Genomic DNA, 21,514 nt, shown 5'->3' with positions numbered 1-21,514 from the left:
TGGCGTTGCGCCGGGGGCTCAACGGCGCCGAATCAGGTAACCTGAGCAGCAGACAAACGCCTGCGGACGCCCCCCCCACCATGGAACTCCATATCAGCCTGCAAGGCCGCAAGGGCCTGGCCGAGCAGCTTTACCAGCAGTTGCGCGACGGCATCGACAGCGGCCGCCTGGCCGCCGGCACACAACTGCCGCCCAGCCGCCTGCTGGCCGAACAACTGGGGGTGTCACGCAAGACCGTGGCCGAAGCCTATTCGCGCCTGACCTATGACAACCTGCTCTGCGGCCAGGTGGGCAAAGGCACCTTCATCACCCCGGCCACGACCCGCAGCCCCTCGCCTATCGCCAGCATCCCCCTGGCCAGCGCCGCGACCCTGGCCAAATGGCGAGCCCGCGCCAACCCGCTGGCGGACCTCAAACTGCCCACCCTGCGCTACGACTTCATCGGCGGCGCCTCAAGCAAGGTGCAGTTCCCCTTCGATGACTGGCGCCGCTGCAGCCAGTACGCCCTGCGCCAGATCCGCCACAGCAGCGCCCGCTACAGCGCCCATCAGGGCCTGCCAGAGTTGCGCGAGGCGATTGCCCGGCATATCGCCTTTGCTCGCGGCGTGCGCTGCAGCAGCCAGGATGTGCTGGTGTGCAACGGTGCCCAGCAAGCCCTGGACCTGATCGCCCGGGTGCTGATCGAGCCCGGTTGCCAGGTGGCCATGGAGGACCCCGGCTACACCCCGGCACGCCAGTTGTTTCTGGCCCAGGGTGCCGAACTGCAGTGCGTGCCGGTCGACGCCGAGGGCATGTGCGTCGAGCAGATCGCCCAAGGCACGCGGCTGATCTATGTCACCCCGTCACACCAGTTCCCGCTGGGCATGCCGATGAGCCCGGCGCGGCGCCAGGCCCTGCTGGAGCGCGCGGCACAGCTTGGCGCGATCATCATCGAGGACGACTACGACAGCGAGTTTCGCTATGAAGGGCGGCCCACCGACTCGTTGCAAAGCCTCGACCATCATGGCCTGGTGGCCTATGTCAGGACCTTCTCCAAGACCCTGCTGCCAGAACTGCGCCTGGGTTACTGCATCGCCCCTCAAGCGCTGCGCGAAGCGCTTTGCATTGCCAAGCAACTGACCGACTGGCATACCCCGACCCTCAACCAATGGGCCCTGGCGCAGTTCATCAGCGAAGGCTCGTTGCAAAAGCACATCCGCCGTGTGCACGAGGTCTATGCCGCGCGCCGCGAACGCATCCTGGCACGTCTGTACGGCGACCTGGCGCCGTGGTTCGAGGTGGTGCCGGCCACTGCCGGTTATCACCTGAGCGCCCTGGCCAAGGGGGATCTGGATGTGGAATTTCTCATCAGCATGGCACGCAAGGTCGAGGTCGGCCTGTATTCACTGGCGCCCTTCCATGCCCGGGTACCGGTGCGCCAGGGCTTGTTGCTGGGCTTTGGCGCCATTGATCGGCTGGACATCGACCCGGCCCTGGACCGGTTGCGCGACGTCCTCGAGGCCCTGGGCTGATTGGCCTCCTGACAAAGGGCAAAATTGGCTATTCGAGCTGGCCCGGCCAGGCGCTAAGGTAGCGCCATCACCGCCTGTCGCGGACCTTACCGGAGAGCAACAATGAGCAACCGTATCGAATGGGCCAAACACGCCCCTGAGGCTTACAAGGCGATGGTCGGCCTGGAAATGGCCTTGGGCAAGTCGGGTCTTGAGAACTCGCTACTGGAGCTGGTGCGCCTGCGCGCCTCGCAGATCAACGGCTGCGCCTACTGCGTCAACCTGCACGCCAACGATGCCCGCAACAGCGGCGAAAGCGAAGCGCGCCTGCAGACCCTGAGCGTCTGGGACGAGACCGAATTCTTCACCCCGCGCGAACGGGCAGCGCTGGCCTGGGTCGAAAGCCTGACCCGCCTGCCCGACCAGCGCGCCCCGGAGCACCAGTACCGCGCCCTGCTCGAGCACTTCAGCGAAGCCGAAGTGGTCAACCTGACCCTGGCCATCGCCACCATCAACGCCTGGAACCGCTTTGGCGTCGGCTTTGCAATGATCCCAAGCTGATCTGTGTTTGGACACAGACTGTGGGAGCGGGCTCAATCAACCCGCCGGGGTCGGCATCACCGGCGGCGTGTACTGCAAGGTAGTGCCGAGGATCCACAGCAGGAACAGCACCAGCGGCACGTGCACCAGCAACTGCACGAACGAGAAGCCGATCAGGTCGCGGGCCTTGAGCCCCAGCACGCCCAACAGCGGCAGCATGTAGAACGGGTTGATCAGGTTCGGCAGCGCCTCGGCGGCGTTGTAGATCTGCACCGCCCAGCCCAGGTGGTACTGCAGGTCATTGGCCACCAGCATCACGTAGGGCGCTTCGATGATCCACTTGCCGCCACCCGACGGGATGAAGAACCCCAGCACAGCCGAGTACACGCCCATCAACAAGGCGTAGGTATCGTGGGTGGCGATCTGTACGAAGAAGGTCGAGATGTGGTGCGCCAGGCTTTGTGCATCGGCGCCCTGGACCTGGGTCAGGATCGCCGCGATCGAGCCGTACAGCGGGAACTGGATCAGCACCCCGGTGGTGGTCGGCACCGCCCGGGCCACTGCGTCGAGAAAGCTGCGCGGACGCCAGTGCAGCAAGGCGCCGGTCATGATGAACAGCAGGTTGTAAGTGTTCAGCCCGGAAATCGCAGTGATCGCAGGTTTGCTCGAGAATTCGTTGTACAGCCAGCCGGCTGCCAGCGCCACCAGCAACAGGATCAGGATCGGGCTGTATTCCAGCCACTCGCCCGGGCGGGTCCGCTGGGGCGGCGGCGGCGCCGAGAAGCTCGGGTCGACGCCACAGGCCTCGGCGCTGCGGGCGCTGCCCGGACCGGGTGCGGTGGCATAGGCCACGACCAGCGAGACCACCACCAGGGCGGCGAGCATCACCCCCGATTGCCAGAGGAAGATGGTTTCGGTGAACGGGATCACCCCGGTGATCGCCAGGATCGATGGCGGCAGGCTGGCCGGGTTGGCCTGCAATTGCGCGGCCGAAGACGACAAGCCCAGGGCCCAGACCGCGCCCAGGCCCAGATAGGCGGCTGCACCGGCAGCACGGTAGTCCATGTTCAAATCGCTGCGGCGCGCCAGGGCACGGACCAGCAGGCCGCCGAACACCAGCGACAGGCCCCAGTTGAGCAAGGACGCGACCATCGAGATCAGCGCCACCCAGCACACCGCCGAGCGACCGTTCTTGGGAATTCGCGCCAGGCGGTCGATGAGCCTGACCGCAGGCGGCGAACTGGCCACCACATAACCACCGATGACCACGAAGGCCATTTGCATGGTGAACGGGATCAAGCTCCAGAAGCCGTCACCGAAGGCCTTGGCAGTGTCGGTGGGCTTGGCGCCCATGGCGATGGCGGCGACCGCTACCAGCACCACGGCCAGCGCGGCGAACACCCAGGAGTCGGGGAACCAGCGTTCGGCCCAGTTCGAACAACGCAGGGCAAAGCGGGCGGAGCGGCTGTCTTGAATATCAGCGGCCACGGAAATTTCCTTTTATTGGCTTTATCGAAACGGCACAAGGCCCCATCGCTGGCAAACCACCCCCCACACGGTCGTCTCTACACCGAACCTGTGGGAGCTGGCTTGCCAGCGATGAGGCCAGCAAGGTCTACACGAAACTCAAATCAGAAGGTCATCTCTTTGACATCGTCCGCCACAATCAACTTGCCAGCGGTCTTCTCGATGATCTCTTCAACCGACACCCCCGGCGCGGTTTCGCGCAGGATGAAGGCGCCGTTTTCGATCTCAAGGTAAGCCAGGTCGGTCAGCACCTTGCGGATGCAACCGGCACCGGTCAGCGGCAGGCTGCAGCGCGGCAGCAGCTTGGACTCACCGTCCTTGGAGGCGTGGGTCATGGTGACGATGATGTTGTCGGCACCGGCCACCAGGTCCATCGCCCCGCCCATGCCCTTGACCAGCTTGCCGGGGATCATCCACGAGGCGATGTTGCCTTCCACGTCCACTTCAAAGGCGCCGAGCACGGTGAGGTCGACGTGACCGCCGCGGATCATGGCGAAGGACTCGGCCGAGTTGAAGATCGAGGCGCCCGTGCGGGCGGTCACGGTCTGTTTGCCGGCGTTGATCATGTCGGCGTCCAGTTGCCCTTCGGTTGGGAATTCACCCATGCCGAGCAAGCCGTTTTCCGATTGCAGCATCACGTCCATATCGGTCGGGACGTAGTTGGCCACCAGGGTCGGGATGCCAATGCCGAGGTTGACGTAGTAGCCGTCCTTGAGTTCGCGGGCTACGCGTTGTGCCATTTGTTCGCGGGTAAGTGCCATGGTCAGGATCTCTTTATTGTTCTATCGGGTCAGGCTTTGACGGTGCGTTTTTCGATACGCTTCTCGAACGTGCCGACGATGACCCGGTCGACATAGATGCCCGGGGTATGGATTTCGCTCGGCAACAGCACGCCCGGCTCGACGATCTCTTCGACCTCGACCACGGTGATCTTGCCGGCGGTGGCGGCCAGCGGATTGAAGTTCTGCGCGGTGTTGCGGTACACCACGTTGCCGTAGTGGTCGGCCTTCCAGCCCTTGACGATGGCGAAGTCACCGGTGATGGCTTCTTCGAGGATGTACTTGCGGCCGTTGAACTCGCGCACTTCCTTGCCGTCGGCCACCGGGGTGCCGTAGCCGGTGGCGGTGAAGAAGGCCGGGATCCCGGCGCCGCCGGCGCGCATCTTCTCGGCCAGGGTGCCTTGCGGGGTGAGTTCCACTTCCAGCTCGCCGCTGAGCAGCTGGCGCTCGAACTCGGCGTTCTCGCCCACGTAGGAGGCGACCATCTTGCGGATCTGGTGGTCTTCGAGCAGCACGCCCAGGCCAAAGCCGTCGACACCGCAGTTGTTGGAGACCACGGTCAGGCCCTTGACACCACGGCGCTTGATTTCGCCGATGAGGTTTTCCGGGATGCCGCACAGGCCGAAACCCCCAGCCAGTACCGTCATGTTGTCGGTCAGGCCTTCAAGAGCCTGTTCATAGGTTGCTACGCGCTTGTCCAGTCCGGCCATGCTGATCCGCCTTTTGTAGTTGTTGATCCGACAGGGGTGTCGGCGAGCGTTTGCGCCATCTTCACCCCTGGGCACTTATTTGTTAATTTTGTTTTTATGATCGTTTAATAAATTTTCCAAAACAATAGTCCAGTCCGATGAACGTCAAACAGTTGCGCGCTTTCGTTACCGTCGCCAAGTACCAGAGCTTTGCCCAGGCGGGCGAACGCCTGCACCTGTCGCAGCCGGCCTTGAGCCTGACCATCAAGGCCCTGGAGGACAACCTCGGCGGCGCCCTGCTCAGCCGCACGACCCGCAGCGTCAGCCTGACCCCGGAGGGCGAAGTGTTGCTACCCCTGGCCCGGCAACTGCTGGCCGACTGGGACAACACCGAAGAGCTGCTGCGCCAGCGCTTTACCCTGCAGCTTGGACGGGTGGCGATTGCGGCCATGCCGGCCTTTGCCGGTAACCTGCTGCCAGCGGCGCTGAAGGTGTTTCGCCAGCGCTACCCACGGGTCAACGTCACCGTGCACGATGTGATCAACGAACAGGTGCTGGAGCTGGTCCGCCACCGACGCGTCGAACTGGGCATCGGTTTCGAGCCTGAAGCCAGCGAGCCACTGCGCTTCAAGCCGCTGTACCTGGACCGCTTCGTCGCCGTGGTACCGGCCGACTCGCCGCTGGCGCAACAGGCCCAGGTGAGCTGGCGCGAACTGCTGGCCGAAGACTTCATCGCCCTGCAACGCCCCTCGGCAGTGCGCTTGCTGCTCGAACAGCACCTGGCCGCCGAACACGGCAAGCTGGCGGTGGCGTTCGAAAGCCATCAACTGTCGACCATTGGCCGTATGGTTGCCAACGGCTTGGGCGTGAGTGCCGTGCCGGCGCTGTGCATCGGCCAGATGCAGGAGCTGGGCGCGCGTTGCGTGCCGCTGGTGGAGCCGAGTATCGAACGGCGCATTGGCGTCACGATGTTGGCCGACCATAAACTCTCGGCAGCGGCCCAGGCGCTGCTGGACGTATTGCTTGAACATATCCGCCCACAGGAGGTGACATGCGTACCGTGAAACTTGCCGAACACAACGTCCCGGCCATCGGCCAGGGCACCTGGTACATGGGCGAGGACCCGGGCCGGCAGCCCGCCGAAGTCGCCGCCTTGCAGCACGGCATCGAGCTGGGCCTGAGCCTGATCGACACGGCCGAGATGTACGCCGAAGGGGGTGCGGAAAAGGTCGTCGGCAAGGCCATTGCCGGGCGCCGCGACAACGTGTTTCTGGTCAGCAAGGTGTACCCGCACAACGCCAGCCTCAAGGGTATTCCGGCAGCTTGCGAACGTAGCTTGCAACGCCTTGGCACCGATCATATCGACCTGTACCTGCTGCACTGGCGCGGCCAGTACCCGCTGACGGAAACCGTCGAAGCCTTCGAGCGCTTGCGCGTCGAGGGCAAGATCGGCCGTTGGGGGGTGTCCAACTTCGATGTCGATGACCTGCGCGAGCTGTATCAGGTGAGCCGCGATTGCGCCGTCAACCAGGTGCTGTACAACCCGGCCCAGCGCGGCATCGAATACGACCTGCTGCCCTGGAGCCACAAGCGCCAGCTGCCGACCATGGCCTACTGCCCGCTGGCCCAGGCCGGTCGCTTGCTCAAGCACCCGACCCTGGCCGAGATTGCCGAGCGCCATGGCGCAACGCCGGCGCAGGTGAGCCTGGCCTGGGTGATTCGCCAGGACGGCGTGATCGCCATTCCCAAGGCGGTGAACCTTGAGCATGTGCGCCTGAACGCGGCGGCGGCTAACCTGGTACTCAGCCATGAAGACTTGCGGGCGATAGACCGGGCCTTTGCTCCGCCGACGCGCAAGCAGCATCTGTCGATGGTTTGAGGCGTTTCTGAGGGCCTCATCGCTGGCAAGCCAGCTCCCCACCGATCCCCTGTGGGGCGTTGCCGGCGATGGGCTGCGTAGCAGCCCCAATCAATGGAAATCCCGGCTCCGCACATCCAGCCCCTGCAACAGCGGACTCAGATCCTCCAGGCGCTGGGCAATCAGATGCCGCACCCCGCTCTCGCACTCCAGCCGCCCAGTCACCCGCATCAGTTGCGCGCCCACCAGCACCCGGCGCTGACGCTCGGCCAAGTCGCGCCAGACCACTACGTTGACGTTGCCGAACTCGTCTTCAAGGGTGACGAAAGTCACCCCGCTGGCCGTCCCCGGCCGCTGACGCCCAGTCACCAGCCCCGCCACGCTGACCCGGTCGCCGTGTTCGGCCTGCTCCAGCGCCTGCGCACTGCGACAGCCCAGGGCCGTGAGGCGGCGGCGCAACAAGGTCAGCGGGTGCGGGCCGAGGGTGGTGCCGACACTGGCGTAGTCGGCGAACATGTCCTCGCTCAGCGACGGCTGCGGTAAATCCACCGGGGCTTCCAGCGGTGCCTCTATGCCGGCGAACAACGGCAGTTGCGCCTGCACCGCCGCCACGCTCCAGCGCGCCCGGTAGCGGTCGCTGGCCAGGCCACGCAAGGCCCCGGCATCGGCCAGCAGCTCACGGGCGCGGGCATCCAGGCGTGCCCGTTGGCACAGGTCACTGACATCGCGCCAGCCGCGCTCGGCCCGGGCCTGCTCGATACGCTGGGCATCCTGCTGACGAAAGCCGCGCACCTGGCGCAGGCCCAGGCGAATGGCCAGGGCCTGCCCTGCCCCCGGCTCCAGGCTGCAGTCCCAGTCGCTGTGGCAGACATCCACCGGGCGGATCTCGATGCGGTGACGGCGGGCGTCCTGCAAGATCTGGTCGGGGCTGTAGAAGCCCATGGGCCAGCTGTTGATCAGCGCGCAGGCAAAGATCGCCGGCTCGTGGCACTTGAGCCAGCAGCTGGCGTAGGTCAGCAAGGCGAAGCTGGCGGCGTGGGATTCAGGAAAGCCATAACTACCAAAGCCCTTGATCTGCTCGAAGATACGCTCGGCAAACTCTGCGCTGTAGCCGTTGTCGAGCATGCCCCGGGTCAACCGCTCGCGGTGCGGCTCAAGGCCACCGTGGCGCTTCCAGGCGGCCATGGCCCGGCGCAACTGGTCGGCCTCGCCCGCCGAGTAACCACTGGCGACCATCGCCAGCTCCATCACCTGCTCTTGGAACAACGGCACGCCGAGGGTGCGCTCGAAGACCTTCTGCAAGGCTTCGGACGGATAGTTCACCGGCTCAAGGCCCTGGCGCCTGCGCAGGTACGGGTGAACCATGTCGCCCTGGATCGGCCCGGGGCGAACGATCGCCACCTCGATCACCAGGTCGTAGAAGTTCTTCGGCTTGAGCCGCGGCAGCATGGCCATCTGCGCCCGCGACTCGATCTGGAACACGCCGACGGTGTCGGCGCGGCCGATCATTTCGTAGGTTGCCGTGCAGTCGGCCGGAATGCTGGCCAGGGTCAGCTGGCGGCCACGGTGGCGATACAGCAGGTCGAAACAGCGGCGCAAGGCGCTGAGCATGCCCAGGGCGAGGATATCGACCTTGAGCAGGCCGACCAGGTCGAGGTCGTCCTTGTCCCACTGGATCACCGTGCGATCTTCCATGGCGGCGTTTTCCACCGGCACCAGGCTGTCCAGCGGCTGCTCGGAAATCACGAAACCGCCCGGGTGCTGGGACAGGTGGCGGGGAAAGCCGATCAGCTCGCCGGTCAACGCCAATACCCGGCGCAGCAGCGGGCTGTCGGGGTCGAAACCGGCTTCGCGCAGTTGCTCGGGCGGCGGCAAGCGGTCGCTCCAGCGCCCGCAGCAATCGGCCAGGGCGTTGATCTGCTGCGCCGGCAAGCCCAGCACCCGGGCAATATCGCGCACCGCACCGGCGGCATGGTAGGTGCTGGCCACCGCGGTGAGCGCCGCGCGGTGGCGGCCATAGCGGCGGAACACATACTGCAGCACCTCTTCGCGGCGCTCGTGCTCGAAGTCGACGTCGATGTCCGGCGGCTCGTCGCGCTCGCGGGACAAGAAGCGCTCGAACAGCAGGTGGCTTTTCAACGGGTCCAGTTCGGTAATGCCGAGCACGTAACACACCACCGAGTTGGCCGCCGAGCCGCGCCCCTGGCAGAGAATGCCCTGGCCCCGGGCGAAGTTGACGATGTCATGGACGGTGAGGAAGTAGCTTTCGTAGTTGAGCTCGGCAATCAGTTCCAGCTCATGTTCAAGGGACTGGCGAGCCTTGTCGCCGATACCTTCGGGCCAGCGCCAGCGCTGGCCCTGCTCGCACAGATGACGCAGCCAGGCGCTGGCCGTCTGGCCTTCGGGGACCAGCTCGCGGGGGTACTGGTAGCGCAACTGGCCAAGGTCGAAACGGCACCGCGCGGCAATGCGCAGGCTTTCTTCAAGCAGGGCTTGCGGATACAGCTCGGCCAGTTGCGCCAGCGGGCGCAGGTGCCGCTCGCCATTGGCGAACAGGCGCTGCCCGGCCTCGGCAACGCTGCAGTGGTGGCGGATGGCAGTCATGCTGTCCTGCAGGGCGCGGCGGCCACGGGCATGCATGTGCACATCGCCGCTGGCCACCGCGGCGATGCCGAGGCTGGCGGCCAGGCCCAGCAGCTGTTGCAGGCGCCGCGGGTCATCCGGGCCACGGTGCAGCTCGACCGCCAGCCACAGCCGCTGGGCGAACACTTCGCGCAACCAGCGGCCGGTGGCCAGGTCATCCTCGGCGCCGTCCGGCACCCACAGCGCCAGCAGGCCCTCCAGGGGTTTGTCGAAATCTTCGCGCAGCAACTGGTACTCGCCCTTCTTCGCCCGTCGCCGGCCCAAGGTGATGAGCTTGCACAGGTGCTGGTAACCGCTGAGGTTCTCCGCCAGCAGCACCAGCTTGGGGCCGTTGTGCAGGCGCACTTCGCTGCCGACGATCAGCGCCAGGCCCGTCGCCCTGGCCGCCTGCCAGGCGCGGACGATACCGGCCAGGGTGCACTCGTCGGTGATCGCCAGCGCCTGGTAGCCATGCTGGCGGGCGCGCTGGAACAGCTCCTGGGCACTGGAGGCGCCACGCTGGAAGCTGAAGTTGGACAGGCAGTGCAGCTCGGCATAACCCGGCGTGCTCATGCGAACCAGCCCTGCAGCCACAACGGGCCGTCTTCACCGAGGGTGCGGTAGGCCCAGCCCTGCAAGCCGCTGGCAGTACGCACCCGGTAGTAGTCGCGGCGCACATCGCCGCCGTCCCACCAGCCGGACTCGATGCGCTCGGCGCCGGTCAGCAACTGCACGCCGATGCCGGGCAAGGCCTGGGGCTCGACCAGCAGCCAGCCCGGGCGCGGCGCACTCGACACTGGCGGCGCCTGACGCGGCCCGTTGCCGCTGTGCCAGGCGCATTCCGGGCGGTGATCGGCCTGGGCCGTGAGGCCGCGCACCGCCTCGTCGCCAAGCCGTGCACGCAGGCGTTCGCGCAGTTGCTCCCAGGGCTGGTTCTGCTGCGGGCGTGGGTCGAACAATTCGCTACGTTGCGGCACGAAGGCCGGCAGGTCTTCGGCCAGCAGGCGCAGGTTGCGCACCGGCGCGGCAATTTGCAGTTGCTCAAGGCGGCCACGGGCCAGTTCGAACAGCAGCGAAGGGTCGCGCTCGGCCGCCAGCAGGCCGACCGGCACACACGTATCGGGCCCTTCGGCATGTTCCAGGTGCAGGGCAAAACGCTGCACGCCACTGTCACGCCCGGCAAGGAAGGCGGCAAGGTCGTTGATCAAGCGGCGCAGGGGGAACAGCAAGGCCTGATGGGATTCGACATCGAAGTTCAGCTCCAGGCGCGCATCGAAACGGTCCGGCGGCACATAGAATCCCAGGGCCATGGGCCGCCGCCCGAGCAGGCGGTCCAGGTGCAGTTGCACCGGCGCGGCAAAGCGCCGGGCCAGGGCATCACGGGGCAAGGCCAGGACCTGGCCGAGCTGGCGCAGGCCCATGCGGGCAAAGGCGCTGGCGGCCTCGGCGGGCAAGCCGACACGGTCGATGGGCATCTGCTCCAGCGCCGCGCGGGTTTGCTGCGGGCACTCCAGGGCCAGGCCATCGTGAACATTGGCGAGCATGCGCGCCGCCACCGGGTTGCTGGCCAGGACAATACGGTGACGAAAGCCCAACGCCCGCAGCTCGGCGCGCAGCCGTGCCTCAAAGGCCGGCCAGGGCCCGAACAGGCCAAGGCTGGATTCGACTTCGAGCAACAGCACCCGCGGGTAATGCAGGCTGACCTGGGAGCTGAAGCGGTAGGCCCAGGCGGCCAGAAACTGCTGCAACTGCTCGATGGCCGCCGGGTCGTGCTCGACACAGGTAAAACTGCCGGCCAGGGCCTGGGCGGTGGTCAGCGACTGCCCGGCGCGCAGGCCCAAAGCGGCCGCCGGTGGATTGACCGCCTGCAAGACCCGGCGCTGGGCCGGGCCGCTGAGCAGCACCAGCGGCGTATCGGCGTCGTCGCGGGCGCGCAGTGCCGCGTCGAGTGCCAACTGCGGCAGCAGGATACAGGCCCAGAGCATGATCCATCAGCCTCGCCCGGGGCAGGCAATCGGCGTGGCCGGGGCCAGGCCGCCGCGGCACTTGAGCACTCGCCACTGGGCCGGCAGGGCATCGACGGCAATGCGCAGTGCCGCCGGTGACGGGTTGAGCGCAGCCTGTTGCGGGCGACAGGCAAAGGCCAGGGTCTGGCCGCTTTCGGCAGCGACCTGCAAGCGGCGCAAGGCGCGGTCATCCGCTTTATGCGGCCAGCACAGCACGGCGCCGCAACTGCCCGAGCGCAAACACTGCTCGGCGGCCCAGAGCACCTCGCTTGGCCCCGCCTGGACCACCGCCAACCACTGCAGATCGACCCCTGCCGCCTGCCAGGCCGGTGGGTAGGGAATGAACGGCGGGGTAATCAGTACCACCCGCTCGCCGGCCTGGGTCAGGCGCGCCAGGCTCGGCCACAGCAGTTGCAGCTCGCCACAGCCTTCTGCCGCCAGCAGCAGTTCGGTCAGTGCCCCGGCCGGCCAGCCGCCACCGGGCAGCGCCGCGTCCAGGGCGGCATGACCGGTGGGCTGCAGGCCCTGGGGCAAGGCCTGCGGCCGGCCCTTCCAGACCCGTTGCTGGTCGAGCAGGCCGTCGAGGCTGACCACCGCGCCCATCAGCCGCGCCTCACCAGGCCGCAGAACACCCCTTCGATGACGAAGTCGTGCTCCGGGCCAACCTCGATGGGGGCATACGCCGGGTTGCGCGGCAGCAGACGGTAATGCCCGCCGGCGCGTTCAAAGCGCTTGATGGTCACCTCGCCGTCCAGGCGCGCGACGATGATCTGCCCGTCACGGGCGTCGGCCTGCTGCTTGATGCCGACCAAGTCGCCGTCGAGGATGCCGTCGTCGATCATCGAGTCGCCCCGCACCTTGAGCAGGTAGTCGGGGGAGCGGCTGAACAGGTGTGAATCGAGCATCAGTTGCTCGTGGATATCCACGTCCGGGCCGATCGGCCGGCCAGCGGCGACCTGACCGAGCACCGGGATCTCCAGCACCTCGGGGCGGCGCAAGACGCCGGCCAGGCGAATGCCACGGGCCTGGTTGGGCGTGACCGCGATGAAGCCGGCCTCGGTCAGCGCCTGGATATGCTTGCGCGCGACACTGCGCGAGGCAAAACCGAAGGCCGTGGCGATGTCGGCCAGGCTCGGCGGCTGAGCCTGATCGGCGATGCGCTGACGAATGAAGTCGAGGATAGCGCGGCGTTTGGGCGACAGTGTATTCATGGAGTACATTTGTACTCTTTTCCTACGTATCTGACCAGCCCCGCTGATCCGGTTATCATGGCCGGCCACCGCAGCGGAAGCCGACCATGCTTGATGCCCTGTTGTTCGACCTCGACGGTACCCTGACCGATACCGACAAACTCCACCTGCTGGCCATGCAACAGCTGTTGCTCGAAGAAGGCCGGGTGTTCACCGAAGCGGAGTTCGATGCCCACGTCAGCGGCCGGGCCAATGCCGACCTGTGCCGTTACCTGTTCCCGGACCGGCCGGTGAGCGAGCACCAGCTATTTGCCGAGCGCAAGGAGGCGCGTTTTCGCGCCCTGTCACCGACCTTGCAGCCCACCGCCGGCCTGCTGCGCCTGCTCGAACATGCCGAGCACCGGCGCATCGGCGTTGCCGTGGTCACCAACGCGCCGCGGGCCAACGCCGTGCACATGCTCGGCGCCATGGGCCTGAATGAACGCTTTGAACATGTACTGGTGGCCGAAGAGCTGGCCCGGGCCAAGCCCGACCCGCTGCCCTACCTCACCGGCCTTGAGCGCCTGCAGGCACGGGCGGCGCATTCGCTGGCGTTCGAGGATTCGCTGCCGGGGGTGAAGGCGGCCAGTGGTGCGGGGATCTTCACCGTCGGGCTGTCTACCAGCCAGCGGCCTGAAGCCTTGCTTGAGGCCGGTGCGCAGTTGGTGGTGAAGGATTTTGAGGATGAGCGCTTGTGGGCGTTGATCGGGCGGATGTCTGGCTGAAAGTGGGAGCGGGCCTTGCCCCGCGATCGAGCGCGAAGCGGTCGTAATCCGGGCACCACTTGATGAGTTGGCTGTACTGGCCTCATCGCGGGTCAAGCCCGCTCCCACAGTGGGTCTGTGGGGGCTTAAAGCCAGCCACAAAGGGTTGATGCAAAACCTGTGGGAGCGGGCTTGACCCGCGATGAATTCACCACCGTTCATCAGCCCTGCATTCACCCCTGTCGAATCCCCCACCCGACAATCGACCATGAGTACATTCCCCCAGCGGAGCCGTGCCCATGGACAACTATCAAAACCCCCAGGTGGTCTCGCGCAGCGAATGGCTCAGCGCCCGCCGCCAGCTGTTGCTGCATGAAAAGGCCCTGACCCACCAACGCGATGAACTGAGCAAAGCCCGCCGCGCCCTGCCCTGGGTACGGGTCGAACAGGACTACCGCTTCGAAGGCCCCGAGGGCCGCCTGAACCTCGCCGAGCTGTTCGCCGGCCGCAGCCAGCTGCTGGTCTACCACTTCATGTTCGGCGAAGGCTGGGAGGAAGGCTGCCCCGGCTGTTCGTTCCTGGCCGACCATTTCGACGGCGCCAACCTGCACCTGGCCCATCACGATGTGTCGCTGGTGGCAGTATCCCGTGCACCGTACGCCCAGTTCCAGGCGTTCAGGCAACGCATGGGCTGGAGGTTCCCCTGGGTCTCGTCGCATGCCAGCAGCTTCAACCAGGACTTCGGCGTCGGCGGCAAGGGCAGCGATCAGTACAACTACGCGCCGTATTCGGGCGAGGAAACCGAGCTGCCGGGCCTCAGCGTGTTCTACCGCGATGCCGACGGCATGCTGTTTCATACCTACTCAAGCTTTGCCCGCGGCCTGGACATTCTGGTCGGCACCTATAACTTCCTCGACCTGATGCCCAAGGGCCGCAACGAGGAAGGCACCATGGACTGGGTGCGCCACCATGACCGTTACGAAGACGTCGCCCAACCACCCCACTGCTGCCATGAATAGCCGCGGTACCTGGTATTTTTGCCAGTAGCCAGCACGCCCTGGCGGTGCTCGAATGCACCGAGGCCTGTCGACCGACAGGCACCACCCCGGAGGCAAGGCGTATGGAACTGTTGATCGATCACACCGATTTCGAATCCCGCATTAACCCATGGAACGGCTGGCAGAAAGGCCCCAACGGCCAGACCCTGGCGGTGACCTCCGACGGCGCCAACCACTGGGCGCACTTCGAAGACTTTGCCGGTAACCTGTTGGGCAGGGTGATCAGTAAGGAACTGACAGGCCTTGTGCCCGACACTGACTATCATCTGTCGATGCAGGTAAAACGCAACGGCAACAGCTCCAAGACCCCTCACCTGTCATTTGAGCTGGATGGCATCCCCCTCGAGGGCGAGTTTGCTGTCACCGCACCTGAATGGCAGATCCTTCGCTGGCAGTTCCGCGCCCGCGAACATTCCCACGCTATCGAACTGATCGGTCGTGACGATACCGGCAACGGCAGTGACCATGGCGGGGATTTCAGCTTCGACGATATCCGGATATACCCAGTTACCATCACCGAAAACCTCGATGGTCAGCCTGCACAAACGATTTCCCAGGGTGAGGAAATTCAACTGCTACGCAAGACCATGACCATCAAGCTCCTCGAAGATCCTCTGGGCATCAAAGCCTTCATCGAACCGACAGCCGCAGAACCCGGAATGCGAGAAGGTCCAGCCATCACACTTCAACGCCAACAGCACCATCAGCCGAACAATCCGCAAAAACTGCAGATCACTCCTGTGCTCCCTTGCTCCGAGCTGAAGTTCTTCTGGACCTGGAAGCAATTTCCTGGTGAGGTCGAGTTCTATGGGCTGCATGGCAACCTGCTGGCCACTTTGTCATACACCGGAGAGCCCAGGGATCATGAGGTGAAATACAACGCTCCAGACGGCGAACAGATTGCCTGGATCGTGGTCATCTGCCGAGACTACGCCTACCTCGACAACTTCACCTTAACAACGGCCTAGCCTGCCCAGGTGAGTTGCTAGGCTCCTCACCTTCTGCAGCGCCTAGCTACCGCAGGCGTCTTTGCCTTACAGTGGCGCGGATATTTTCGCGCCACTGCCAAGGCTTGCCTCGCATGATCATCCAGCCGCAAAAACCCTCCATCCGCGTCCTGCTGTTCTCGCTCAAGGGCTCGATCATCCCGGCCATCTGGCGCAAGGTGCTGTACACCGTACTGATCAGCTCGGCGGTGGTGGCCACCCACGGTACCCTGTTCGAGTACAAGGTAATCCTCACTGCCACGCCCTTCACCCTCTGGGGCCTGACCCTGGCGATCTTCCTCGGCTTTCGCAACACCGTGGCCTACCAGCGCTTCTGGGAAGCGCGCACGCTGTGGGGCGAGCTGCTGATCGTCAGCCGCAACCTGACCCGCCAGACCCTCAGCCTGCTGCCCGACCTCGACGCCAGCCAGCGCCGCGCCCTGCTTGACCCGCTGATCGCCTTCGCCTACGTGCTGCGCGACCAGTTGCGCGGCAGCCCGGCCAGTGCCGATCGCCAGCGCCTGCTCGACACGTCGACACGCACTGCCCTGGCCAGCAGCGATGCGCCCGCCAGCCGCCTGCTTGGCGTGCTCGGTCAGCGCTTCATGGCCCAGGCTCGCGACGCCGGTGCCGGCGAGGTGATCCAGGCCAACCTCGATCAGCAGCTCAACCGGCTGTCGTACGTGCTGGGCGGCTGCGAGCGGATCAAGAACACGCCCATCCCCTACCCCTACATCCTCATGTTGCACCGCATCGTCCACGTCTACTGCTTTTTGCTGCCGTTCTGCCTGGTCGACAGCATCGGCTGGTTCACGCCCTTTGCCGTGTGCGTGCTGGCCTACACCTTCTTCGGCCTGGATGCCCTGGGCGACCAGATTGCCGACCCGTTCGACACCCAGCCCAACGACCTGGCCCTGGATGCCATGTGTCGCAACCTGGAAATCGCCGTGCGCGAGCTCGAAGGCGCAGCGGCGCCGGCGCAATTGCAACCGGTCAAAGGGGTTCTGTTGTAAGCGCAGGCTCGTCGCTGCGCGCGGCATAGCGCTGGGCCAACACTGCACAGACCATCAACTGGAGCTGGTGAAACAGCATCAAGGGCAAGATCATCGCGCCAATGCCACCGCCCACGAACAGCACCTGGGCCATCGGCACGCCGGTGGCCATGCTCTTTTTCGAGCCGGCAAACAGGATCGTGATGCGGTCTTCGAGGTTGAAGCCCAGCCAGCGCCCCAGCGCGCTGGTCAGCCACAGCACCACGGCCAGCAGCAGGCAGCAGACCAGCGCCAGGCCCAGCAACCGCGACGGCGGTACCGCATGCCACAGGCCGCTGACCAGCGCATCGCTGAAGGCGGTGTAGACCACCAGCAGAATCGAGCCCTGGTCGACGCGCTTCAACCAGCGTGCATTGCGCGCTACCCAGCTGCCGATCCAGCGCCGCGCCAGTTGCCCGGCCACGAACGGCACCAGCAGTTGCGCAACGATCTTCAGCACTGCATCCAGGCTCGAGCCGCTGTCACCTTCGACGTCCATCAGCAGCACCACCAGCAACGGCGTCAGTACGATGCCCAGCAGGCTCGACGCGGCCGCGCTGCAGATCGCCGCCGGCACGTTGCCGCGGGCCAGCGAGGTAAAGGCGATGGCCGACTGCACCGTGGCCGGCAAGGCGCACAGGTACAGCACGCCCAGGTACAGCTCATCGCCCACCAGCGGCAGGAACAAGGGCTTGAACAGCATGCCCAGCAACGGGAACATCACGAAGGTGCAGGCAAATACCAGCAGGTGCAGGCGCCAATGCCCGGCACCAGCGGCGACCGCCTCGCGCGACAACTTGGCGCCATGCAAAAAGAACAGCAGGCCGATGGCGAGGTTGGTCAGCCAGCCGAACACCACGGCGCCACTGCCTTCGCAGGGCAACAGGGTGGCAATGAGGATGACCCCGAGCAACGCCAGGGTGAAATTGTCGAACAGCATCCGCAGGTACTTCATGGCCGCTCCCAGCTTGTTATTGTGGCGCTGCAGACGTTAAGGTCTTTGCCCGACTTTCACTAACGCCAGCGCCCCGCCAGTGTCGCCAAAAGGACAACCGCCTGCCGTCGCCCCGCCGTCACTGGAGCAGCTGACCGAACTGCCGCGCCCGCTGTATGGCCATGTGCAGGCGCTGCCCAACGTGGTGCTCGGCTACCGCCATGCCCATCCATGGGGGCAGTTGTCCTATGCCATTCGCGGGGTGCTGGAGGTGCACAGCGACCAGGGTTTCTACCTGGTGCCGCCACAGCGGGCGGTGTGGGTGCCGGCGCAGGTCCAGCACCGGGTCAGCTGCGCCGAGGACACCTGCCTGCGCAGCCTTTACCTGGAGCAGGCGCCGGCAGGCTGGAGCGATCCGCAGTGCCGGGTGATCGCGGTCAATCCGCTGTTGCGCGAGCTGATCCGGACCTTCAGCGAACTGCCGGTGGAATACGACACTGCGGGCCCGGACGGGCGCCTGGCGCAGGTGCTGCTCGATCAACTGGAGCACGCCGAACAACAACAATTGATGCTGCCGCTGCCGCTTGACCATGACCTGCGCGCACTGTGCCGCCACCTGCAGGCACATCCCGATTCGCCTACCGGGCTGACCGCCTGGGCGCAGCAGGCCGGCGTGTCGGAGAAAACCCTGAGCCGGCGCTTTCAACGTGAAACCGGCTTGAGCTTTCGCCTCTGGCGCCAGCGCATGCGCCTGCTCAGCGCCCTGCCCGCCCTTGAGCGCGGCGAGCGGGTCACCGACGTGGCCCTGGCCTGCGGCTATGAGTCGCTATCGGCGTTTATCGCCGCCTTCGGCAAGCAGTTCGGCCTGCCGCCGGGTGAGTTCTTTCGCGCGCGAATCAGCAGCAGCGAACACTAAGCGCCTGCGCATCGAAATCCCCGAGCCAGCCTGATACCCTTGCGCCCATCCGTTTTGCCTCTTGCCAGAAAAGGAGTTCCCATGGCAACGCTCACCGTCCGCGACGAGTCGGTTTCGGGCGAAGTCTTCGACGATTTCGCCCTGCACTTTGCCACCGACACCATCACCGTGCGCCAGTTGATCCGCGAGCGGGTTCACCAGGAAGTCCAGCTGCGCAACAACGACACCGGCCACAGCCGGCGCCAGCGCCTGGTCAGCCCCGAGCCGCTGGAAGCCGCGCTCAACGGTGAGCCTCCCATCGAGCGTGCGAACATCGACTGGCGCAAGCAGGTCGACATCGCCTGCGACGCCTTCGCGCGCAATGGCTTTTTCATCCTCCTCGACGAACGTCAGGCCGAAAGCCTCGACGAAGTCCTGACCATCCGCCACGACAGCGTGGTCAATTTCATCAAACTGACCCCGCTGGTAGGAGGCTGAACCATGGCCCTGGAACAACTTCAGGCGTTTCGCCACGATCGCCCGCAAACCGAGCTGGGCCCGGTCGAACACATCGGCCCGGACGGCTACCCGCTGCTGGCCAGCTCCGAACTGCGCCACGAGCATGAGCTGATCGGCGAGTTGCTGCCGCTGCTGCAGAAGATCCACGGTCGCCCCGATGCCATGGTCTTTGCCTTGAGCAAACTGCCGGCAGTCATGGCCCTGAGCCCCGACCCGGCGTTTCGCACGCGCCTGGTGCTGGCGCTGATCGAACGGGTGGTGGCCTACAACGGTGAACTGAGCACGGCCAGTGCAGGCCATGCCTTTTCCCATGTCTTCGACTACGGCGTACTGCCAGCGTTGATGACCTGGCTGATGGAGAACGGCGCCGATGTCGGGCAACTGGCCGAGCCGGTGCTGCAATGGTTTACCAGCTACCGCTTTGCCTATTACGGCACCCTGCCGACCTTGACCGTGACTGACTGGGTCATCGAGCAGCACTTCAAGCACATACCCGACAACCTGCGCGATCTGCTGATCATGCTGCGCAGCCAGTGCGCTGACCTCGGTCACTACGGCAACTTTGGCGAACAGCTGATGGCCAAGCTCGACCCGCTGCTGGGCAACGGCGCCTGGCAGGTACTGGCGCCCTGCGAACACTGGACTCAATTGGCCCTGGAAGACCTCGAGCAATTCAGCCCCGAGGTGCGCGAAGACTGGTTGGCGCTGTTGCGTCAGGCCGCTGCGGCGACCTCGGCGCGACCGTCGGCGAAGTGGCTGAAGAACGCCCAGGCGCTGCTGCACAAGGTCGGTGAAGGCGCACTGCGCGAGGCCCTGCTGCGCTGGTTTGCGCGGGTCGATGCCGGGCGCTGCGGCGCACTGCTCAACGTTGGCTGGGAAAGCAGCGATGACCGCGCGCGCATGCACGATGGCAACGCCACGGTGCTGCGCGGTCTGCTGTGGATGAGCGCGCCGCTGGCCGACAGCGAACTGACCCGGGCCATCGCCCGCCTGGCCCTGAGCGCCTACCGCAAGGTGCGCGGCATCGGCCCGCGGGCACCGAAGGTCGGCAACGCGGCGGTGTTCGCCCTGTCCTCGATCCCCAGCAGCGAAGCGGTCGGGCAACTGGCCCTGCTCAAGGTACGGGTCAAGTTCGGCACGGCGCAAAAGGAAATCGAAAAAGCCTTCACCAGCGCCGCCCAGGCCCTGCAGTTGCCGCGTGACCAGATCGAAGAACTCGGCGTGCCGACCTACGGCCTGGAACAGGTCGGCCTGCGCCGCGAAAGTTTCGATGATGGCGCGCTTGTCGCCGAGCTTAAAGTCGATGGCAAGAGCGCCACCCTGAGCTGGTTGCGCGCCGACGGCACACCGCAGAAATCGGTGCCGGCCAAGGTCAAGGCTCAATACAAGGAAGAGCTCAAGGAGCTGCAAGGTGCGCTCAAGGACATCGGCGCCATGTTGCCGGCCCAGGCCGAACGCCTGGACAGCCTGTTCCTGCTGGAAAAGCACTGGCCGTTCGGCCAATGGCAGGAGCGCTACCTCGACCACCCGTTGATCGGCACCCTGGCGCGGCGGCTGATCTGGGTGATCAGCGAAGCCGGCCAGCAGCACGCCGTGGTGTTCACCGAGGGCGAACTGCAAAGCCTCGATGGCAACACCGTTACCCCGTCCAGCGAGGCCGAAGTACGCCTCTGGCATCCGATCGGCCGCCCGCTGGATGAGGTCCTCGCCTGGCGCGAGCGTATCGAAGCGCTGCAGATCACCCAGCCGTTCAAGCAGGCCCACCGCGAGGTCTACCTGCTGACCGAAGCCGAGCGCAACACCGCCACCTACTCCAACCGCTTCGCCGCGCACATTCTGCGTCAGCACCAGTTCCACGCCCTGGCCGCCGCCCGCGGCTGGCGCAACAAGCTGCGGCTGATGGTCGACGACAGCTATCCGCCGGCCACCCGCGAGCTGCCGGCCTGGGGCTTGCGTGCCGAGTTCTGGATCGAGGGCGTGGGTGACGACTATGGCGTCGACACCAACGAAGCCGGCGCCTTCCTGCGTCTGAGCACCGACCAGGTACGCTTCTACGCCATCGATGCCGCGCAACGCAGCGCCCATGCCGGTGGCGGCGGCTATGCCGTGAACCGCTGGGACAACGCCGACGATGCCGCGCCCTTGCCACTGGAGCAGGTCCCGGCGCTGGTGCTCAGCGAAGTGATGCGCGATGTCGACCTGTTCGTCGGCGTCGCCTCGCTGGCCAACGACCCGCTGTGGGCCGACGGCGGGCCGGACGGCCGCTACCGCGATTACTGGCACAACCATTCGTTCGGCGAACTGGGCGCCACCGCGCAAACGCGCAAGCAGCTGCTGGAAAAACTGCTGCCGCGCATGACCCGGCTCAAAGACAAATGGGCCCTGCACGGGCGCTTCCTCGAAGTCACCGGCAAGCTGCGCAGCTACAAGATCCACCTGGGCTCGGGCAACATCCTCATGCTGCCAAACGATCAGTACCTGTGCATCGTCCCCGACGCCAAGGCGCGTCAGCAGACCACGCCGCAGTACCTGCCGTTCGAGGGCGACGCCCTGCTGTCGATCATCCTCTCCAAGGCCCTGCTGTTGATTGACGACGACAAGATCAGCGACCCGACCATCACCCGCCAGCTGGCCTTGAAGTAGATTG

Annotated in this window: 19 protein-coding genes; 11 read left to right on the top strand and 8 right to left on the bottom strand. The window is 65.6% G+C overall.

Annotated elements, in window-relative coordinates; translation table 11 throughout:
- Positions 1–80: 80 nt before the first annotated feature.
- A complete protein-coding gene (pdxR, locus tag UW3_RS0107940; protein ID WP_010221798.1) occupies positions 81–1,511 on the top strand; it encodes a MocR-like pyridoxine biosynthesis transcription factor PdxR in 1,431 nt (476 codons plus the stop codon).
- Positions 1,512–1,613: 102 nt separating this feature from the next.
- Positions 1,614–2,051 (top strand): carboxymuconolactone decarboxylase family protein, encoded by a 438-nt coding sequence (locus UW3_RS0107935; RefSeq protein WP_010221797.1) that lies wholly within the window; start codon positions 1,614–1,616, stop codon positions 2,049–2,051.
- 36 nt (positions 2,052–2,087) lie between these two features.
- On the opposite strand, the gene UW3_RS0107930 is transcribed toward UW3_RS0107935, so the two are convergent.
- The 3 genes from UW3_RS0107930 to UW3_RS0107920 all read right to left on the bottom strand — a co-directional run bounded on the left by UW3_RS0107930 (position 2,088) and on the right by UW3_RS0107920 (position 5,046).
- Positions 2,088–3,518, bottom strand: a complete 1,431-nt coding sequence (locus tag UW3_RS0107930; protein ID WP_010221796.1) for a short-chain fatty acid transporter — start codon at positions 3,516–3,518, stop codon at positions 2,088–2,090.
- A gap of 143 nt (positions 3,519–3,661) precedes the next feature.
- Positions 3,662–4,318 carry a CoA transferase subunit B gene (locus tag UW3_RS0107925; protein ID WP_010221795.1) on the bottom strand — a complete coding sequence of 219 codons (657 nt, stop codon included), beginning with the start codon at positions 4,316–4,318 and terminating at the stop codon, positions 3,662–3,664.
- Positions 4,319–4,347: 29 nt separating this feature from the next.
- Positions 4,348–5,046: a CoA transferase subunit A gene (locus UW3_RS0107920; protein ID WP_010221794.1), complete on the bottom strand. Its 699-nt coding sequence runs from the start codon at positions 5,044–5,046 to the stop codon at positions 4,348–4,350.
- Positions 5,047–5,183: 137 nt separating this feature from the next.
- Here UW3_RS0107920 and UW3_RS0107915 point away from each other — a divergent pair, with 137 nt between their 5' ends.
- Both UW3_RS0107915 and UW3_RS0107910 read left to right on the top strand, forming a co-directional pair.
- Positions 5,184–6,089, top strand: a complete 906-nt coding sequence (locus UW3_RS0107915) for a LysR family transcriptional regulator (RefSeq protein WP_010221793.1) — start codon at positions 5,184–5,186, stop codon at positions 6,087–6,089.
- Positions 6,077–6,904: an aldo/keto reductase gene (locus UW3_RS0107910; protein WP_010221792.1), complete on the top strand. Its 828-nt coding sequence runs from the start codon at positions 6,077–6,079 to the stop codon at positions 6,902–6,904. Before UW3_RS0107915 ends, UW3_RS0107910 begins: the two co-directional genes overlap by 13 nt.
- A 90-nt stretch (positions 6,905–6,994) precedes the next feature.
- Here UW3_RS0107910 and UW3_RS0107905 read toward each other — a convergent pair whose 3' ends face one another.
- The 4 genes from UW3_RS0107905 to lexA are packed head-to-tail and all read right to left on the bottom strand — an operon-like array spanning position 6,995 to position 12,731.
- Positions 6,995–10,099 (bottom strand): error-prone DNA polymerase, encoded by a 3,105-nt coding sequence (locus UW3_RS0107905; protein ID WP_202802426.1) that lies wholly within the window; start codon positions 10,097–10,099, stop codon positions 6,995–6,997.
- Complete coding sequence (locus tag UW3_RS0107900) at positions 10,075–11,490, bottom strand: Y-family DNA polymerase (protein WP_010221790.1); 1,416 nt, start codon at positions 11,488–11,490, stop codon at positions 10,075–10,077. The genes UW3_RS0107905 and UW3_RS0107900 overlap by 25 nt, the downstream gene beginning before the upstream one ends.
- A 6-nt stretch (positions 11,491–11,496) precedes the next feature.
- Complete coding sequence (gene imuA, locus UW3_RS0107895; protein ID WP_010221789.1) at positions 11,497–12,114, bottom strand: translesion DNA synthesis-associated protein ImuA; 618 nt, start codon at positions 12,112–12,114, stop codon at positions 11,497–11,499.
- Entirely contained in the window at positions 12,114–12,731 is a 618-nt protein-coding gene (lexA, locus tag UW3_RS0107890; RefSeq protein WP_026001228.1) for a transcriptional repressor LexA, read from the bottom strand. The genes imuA and lexA overlap by 1 nt, the downstream gene beginning before the upstream one ends.
- Positions 12,732–12,808: 77 nt before the next feature.
- Here lexA and UW3_RS0107885 point away from each other — a divergent pair, with 77 nt between their 5' ends.
- The 4 genes from UW3_RS0107885 to UW3_RS0107870 all read left to right on the top strand — a co-directional run bounded on the left by UW3_RS0107885 (position 12,809) and on the right by UW3_RS0107870 (position 16,501).
- On the top strand, positions 12,809–13,465 hold the full coding sequence (locus UW3_RS0107885; protein WP_010221787.1) for an HAD family hydrolase: 657 nt from the start codon (positions 12,809–12,811) through the stop codon (positions 13,463–13,465).
- Between the two features lie 278 nt (positions 13,466–13,743).
- Positions 13,744–14,463 (top strand): DUF899 domain-containing protein, encoded by a 720-nt coding sequence (locus UW3_RS0107880; protein ID WP_010221786.1) that lies wholly within the window; start codon positions 13,744–13,746, stop codon positions 14,461–14,463.
- A gap of 101 nt (positions 14,464–14,564) precedes the next feature.
- Entirely contained in the window at positions 14,565–15,470 is a 906-nt protein-coding gene (locus tag UW3_RS0107875) for a hypothetical protein (RefSeq protein ID WP_010221785.1), read from the top strand.
- Between the two features lie 113 nt (positions 15,471–15,583).
- Complete coding sequence (locus UW3_RS0107870; protein WP_010221784.1) at positions 15,584–16,501, top strand: bestrophin family protein; 918 nt, start codon at positions 15,584–15,586, stop codon at positions 16,499–16,501.
- Here the strand turns inward: UW3_RS0107870 and UW3_RS0107865 are convergent.
- Entirely contained in the window at positions 16,482–17,474 is a 993-nt protein-coding gene (locus UW3_RS0107865; RefSeq protein WP_010221783.1) for a bile acid:sodium symporter family protein, read from the bottom strand. The genes UW3_RS0107870 and UW3_RS0107865 overlap by 20 nt on opposite strands.
- Positions 17,475–17,553: 79 nt before the next feature.
- Between UW3_RS0107865 and UW3_RS0107860 the strand changes: the two genes are divergently transcribed.
- The 3 genes from UW3_RS0107860 (at position 17,554) to UW3_RS26655 (ending at position 21,510) form a co-directional block, all read left to right on the top strand.
- Positions 17,554–18,369 carry an AraC family transcriptional regulator gene (locus UW3_RS0107860; protein WP_010221782.1) on the top strand — a complete coding sequence of 272 codons (816 nt, stop codon included), beginning with the start codon at positions 17,554–17,556 and terminating at the stop codon, positions 18,367–18,369.
- 81 nt (positions 18,370–18,450) lie between these two features.
- Positions 18,451–18,846 carry a hypothetical protein gene (locus UW3_RS0107855; RefSeq protein ID WP_010221781.1) on the top strand — a complete coding sequence of 132 codons (396 nt, stop codon included), beginning with the start codon at positions 18,451–18,453 and terminating at the stop codon, positions 18,844–18,846.
- A 3-nt stretch (positions 18,847–18,849) separates the two neighbouring features.
- Positions 18,850–21,510 carry a DUF4132 domain-containing protein gene (locus UW3_RS26655; protein ID WP_010221780.1) on the top strand — a complete coding sequence of 887 codons (2,661 nt, stop codon included), beginning with the start codon at positions 18,850–18,852 and terminating at the stop codon, positions 21,508–21,510.
- Positions 21,511–21,514: the final 4 nt, after the last annotated feature.

The sequence above is a fragment of the Pseudomonas donghuensis genome (genome assembly GCF_000259195.1).
In the GTDB taxonomy this organism is placed as follows: Bacteria; Pseudomonadota; Gammaproteobacteria; order Pseudomonadales; family Pseudomonadaceae; genus Aquipseudomonas; species Aquipseudomonas donghuensis.
Note: the sequence above shows the minus strand (reverse complement) of the source record. Positions and strands in the feature narration are given on the sequence as shown.

Excerpts from the sequence above, each read along its gene's own strand:
- UW3_RS0107925 (WP_010221795.1), bottom strand. The coding sequence starts at position 4,318 with ATGGCACTTACCCGCGAACAAATGGCACAACGCGTAGCCCGCGAACTC.
- UW3_RS0107900 (WP_010221790.1), bottom strand. The coding sequence starts at position 11,490 with ATGCTCTGGGCCTGTATCCTGCTGCCGCAGTTGGCACTCGACGCGGCA.
- lexA (WP_026001228.1), bottom strand. The coding sequence starts at position 12,731 with ATGTACTCCATGAATACACTGTCGCCCAAACGCCGCGCTATCCTCGAC.
- UW3_RS0107885 (WP_010221787.1), top strand. The coding sequence starts at position 12,809 with ATGCTTGATGCCCTGTTGTTCGACCTCGACGGTACCCTGACCGATACC.
- UW3_RS0107935 (WP_010221797.1), top strand. The coding sequence starts at position 1,614 with ATGAGCAACCGTATCGAATGGGCCAAACACGCCCCTGAGGCTTACAAG.
- UW3_RS0107915 (WP_010221793.1), top strand. The coding sequence starts at position 5,184 with ATGAACGTCAAACAGTTGCGCGCTTTCGTTACCGTCGCCAAGTACCAG.
- UW3_RS0107920 (WP_010221794.1), bottom strand. The coding sequence starts at position 5,046 with ATGGCCGGACTGGACAAGCGCGTAGCAACCTATGAACAGGCTCTTGAA.
- UW3_RS0107880 (WP_010221786.1), top strand. The coding sequence starts at position 13,744 with ATGGACAACTATCAAAACCCCCAGGTGGTCTCGCGCAGCGAATGGCTC.
- UW3_RS0107910 (WP_010221792.1), top strand. The coding sequence starts at position 6,077 with ATGCGTACCGTGAAACTTGCCGAACACAACGTCCCGGCCATCGGCCAG.
- imuA (WP_010221789.1), bottom strand. The coding sequence starts at position 12,114 with ATGGGCGCGGTGGTCAGCCTCGACGGCCTGCTCGACCAGCAACGGGTC.
- UW3_RS0107870 (WP_010221784.1), top strand. The coding sequence starts at position 15,584 with ATGATCATCCAGCCGCAAAAACCCTCCATCCGCGTCCTGCTGTTCTCG.
- pdxR (WP_010221798.1), top strand. The coding sequence starts at position 81 with ATGGAACTCCATATCAGCCTGCAAGGCCGCAAGGGCCTGGCCGAGCAG.
- UW3_RS0107875 (WP_010221785.1), top strand. The coding sequence starts at position 14,565 with ATGGAACTGTTGATCGATCACACCGATTTCGAATCCCGCATTAACCCA.
- UW3_RS0107855 (WP_010221781.1), top strand. The coding sequence starts at position 18,451 with ATGGCAACGCTCACCGTCCGCGACGAGTCGGTTTCGGGCGAAGTCTTC.
- UW3_RS26655 (WP_010221780.1), top strand. The coding sequence starts at position 18,850 with ATGGCCCTGGAACAACTTCAGGCGTTTCGCCACGATCGCCCGCAAACC.
- UW3_RS0107865 (WP_010221783.1), bottom strand. The coding sequence starts at position 17,474 with ATGAAGTACCTGCGGATGCTGTTCGACAATTTCACCCTGGCGTTGCTC.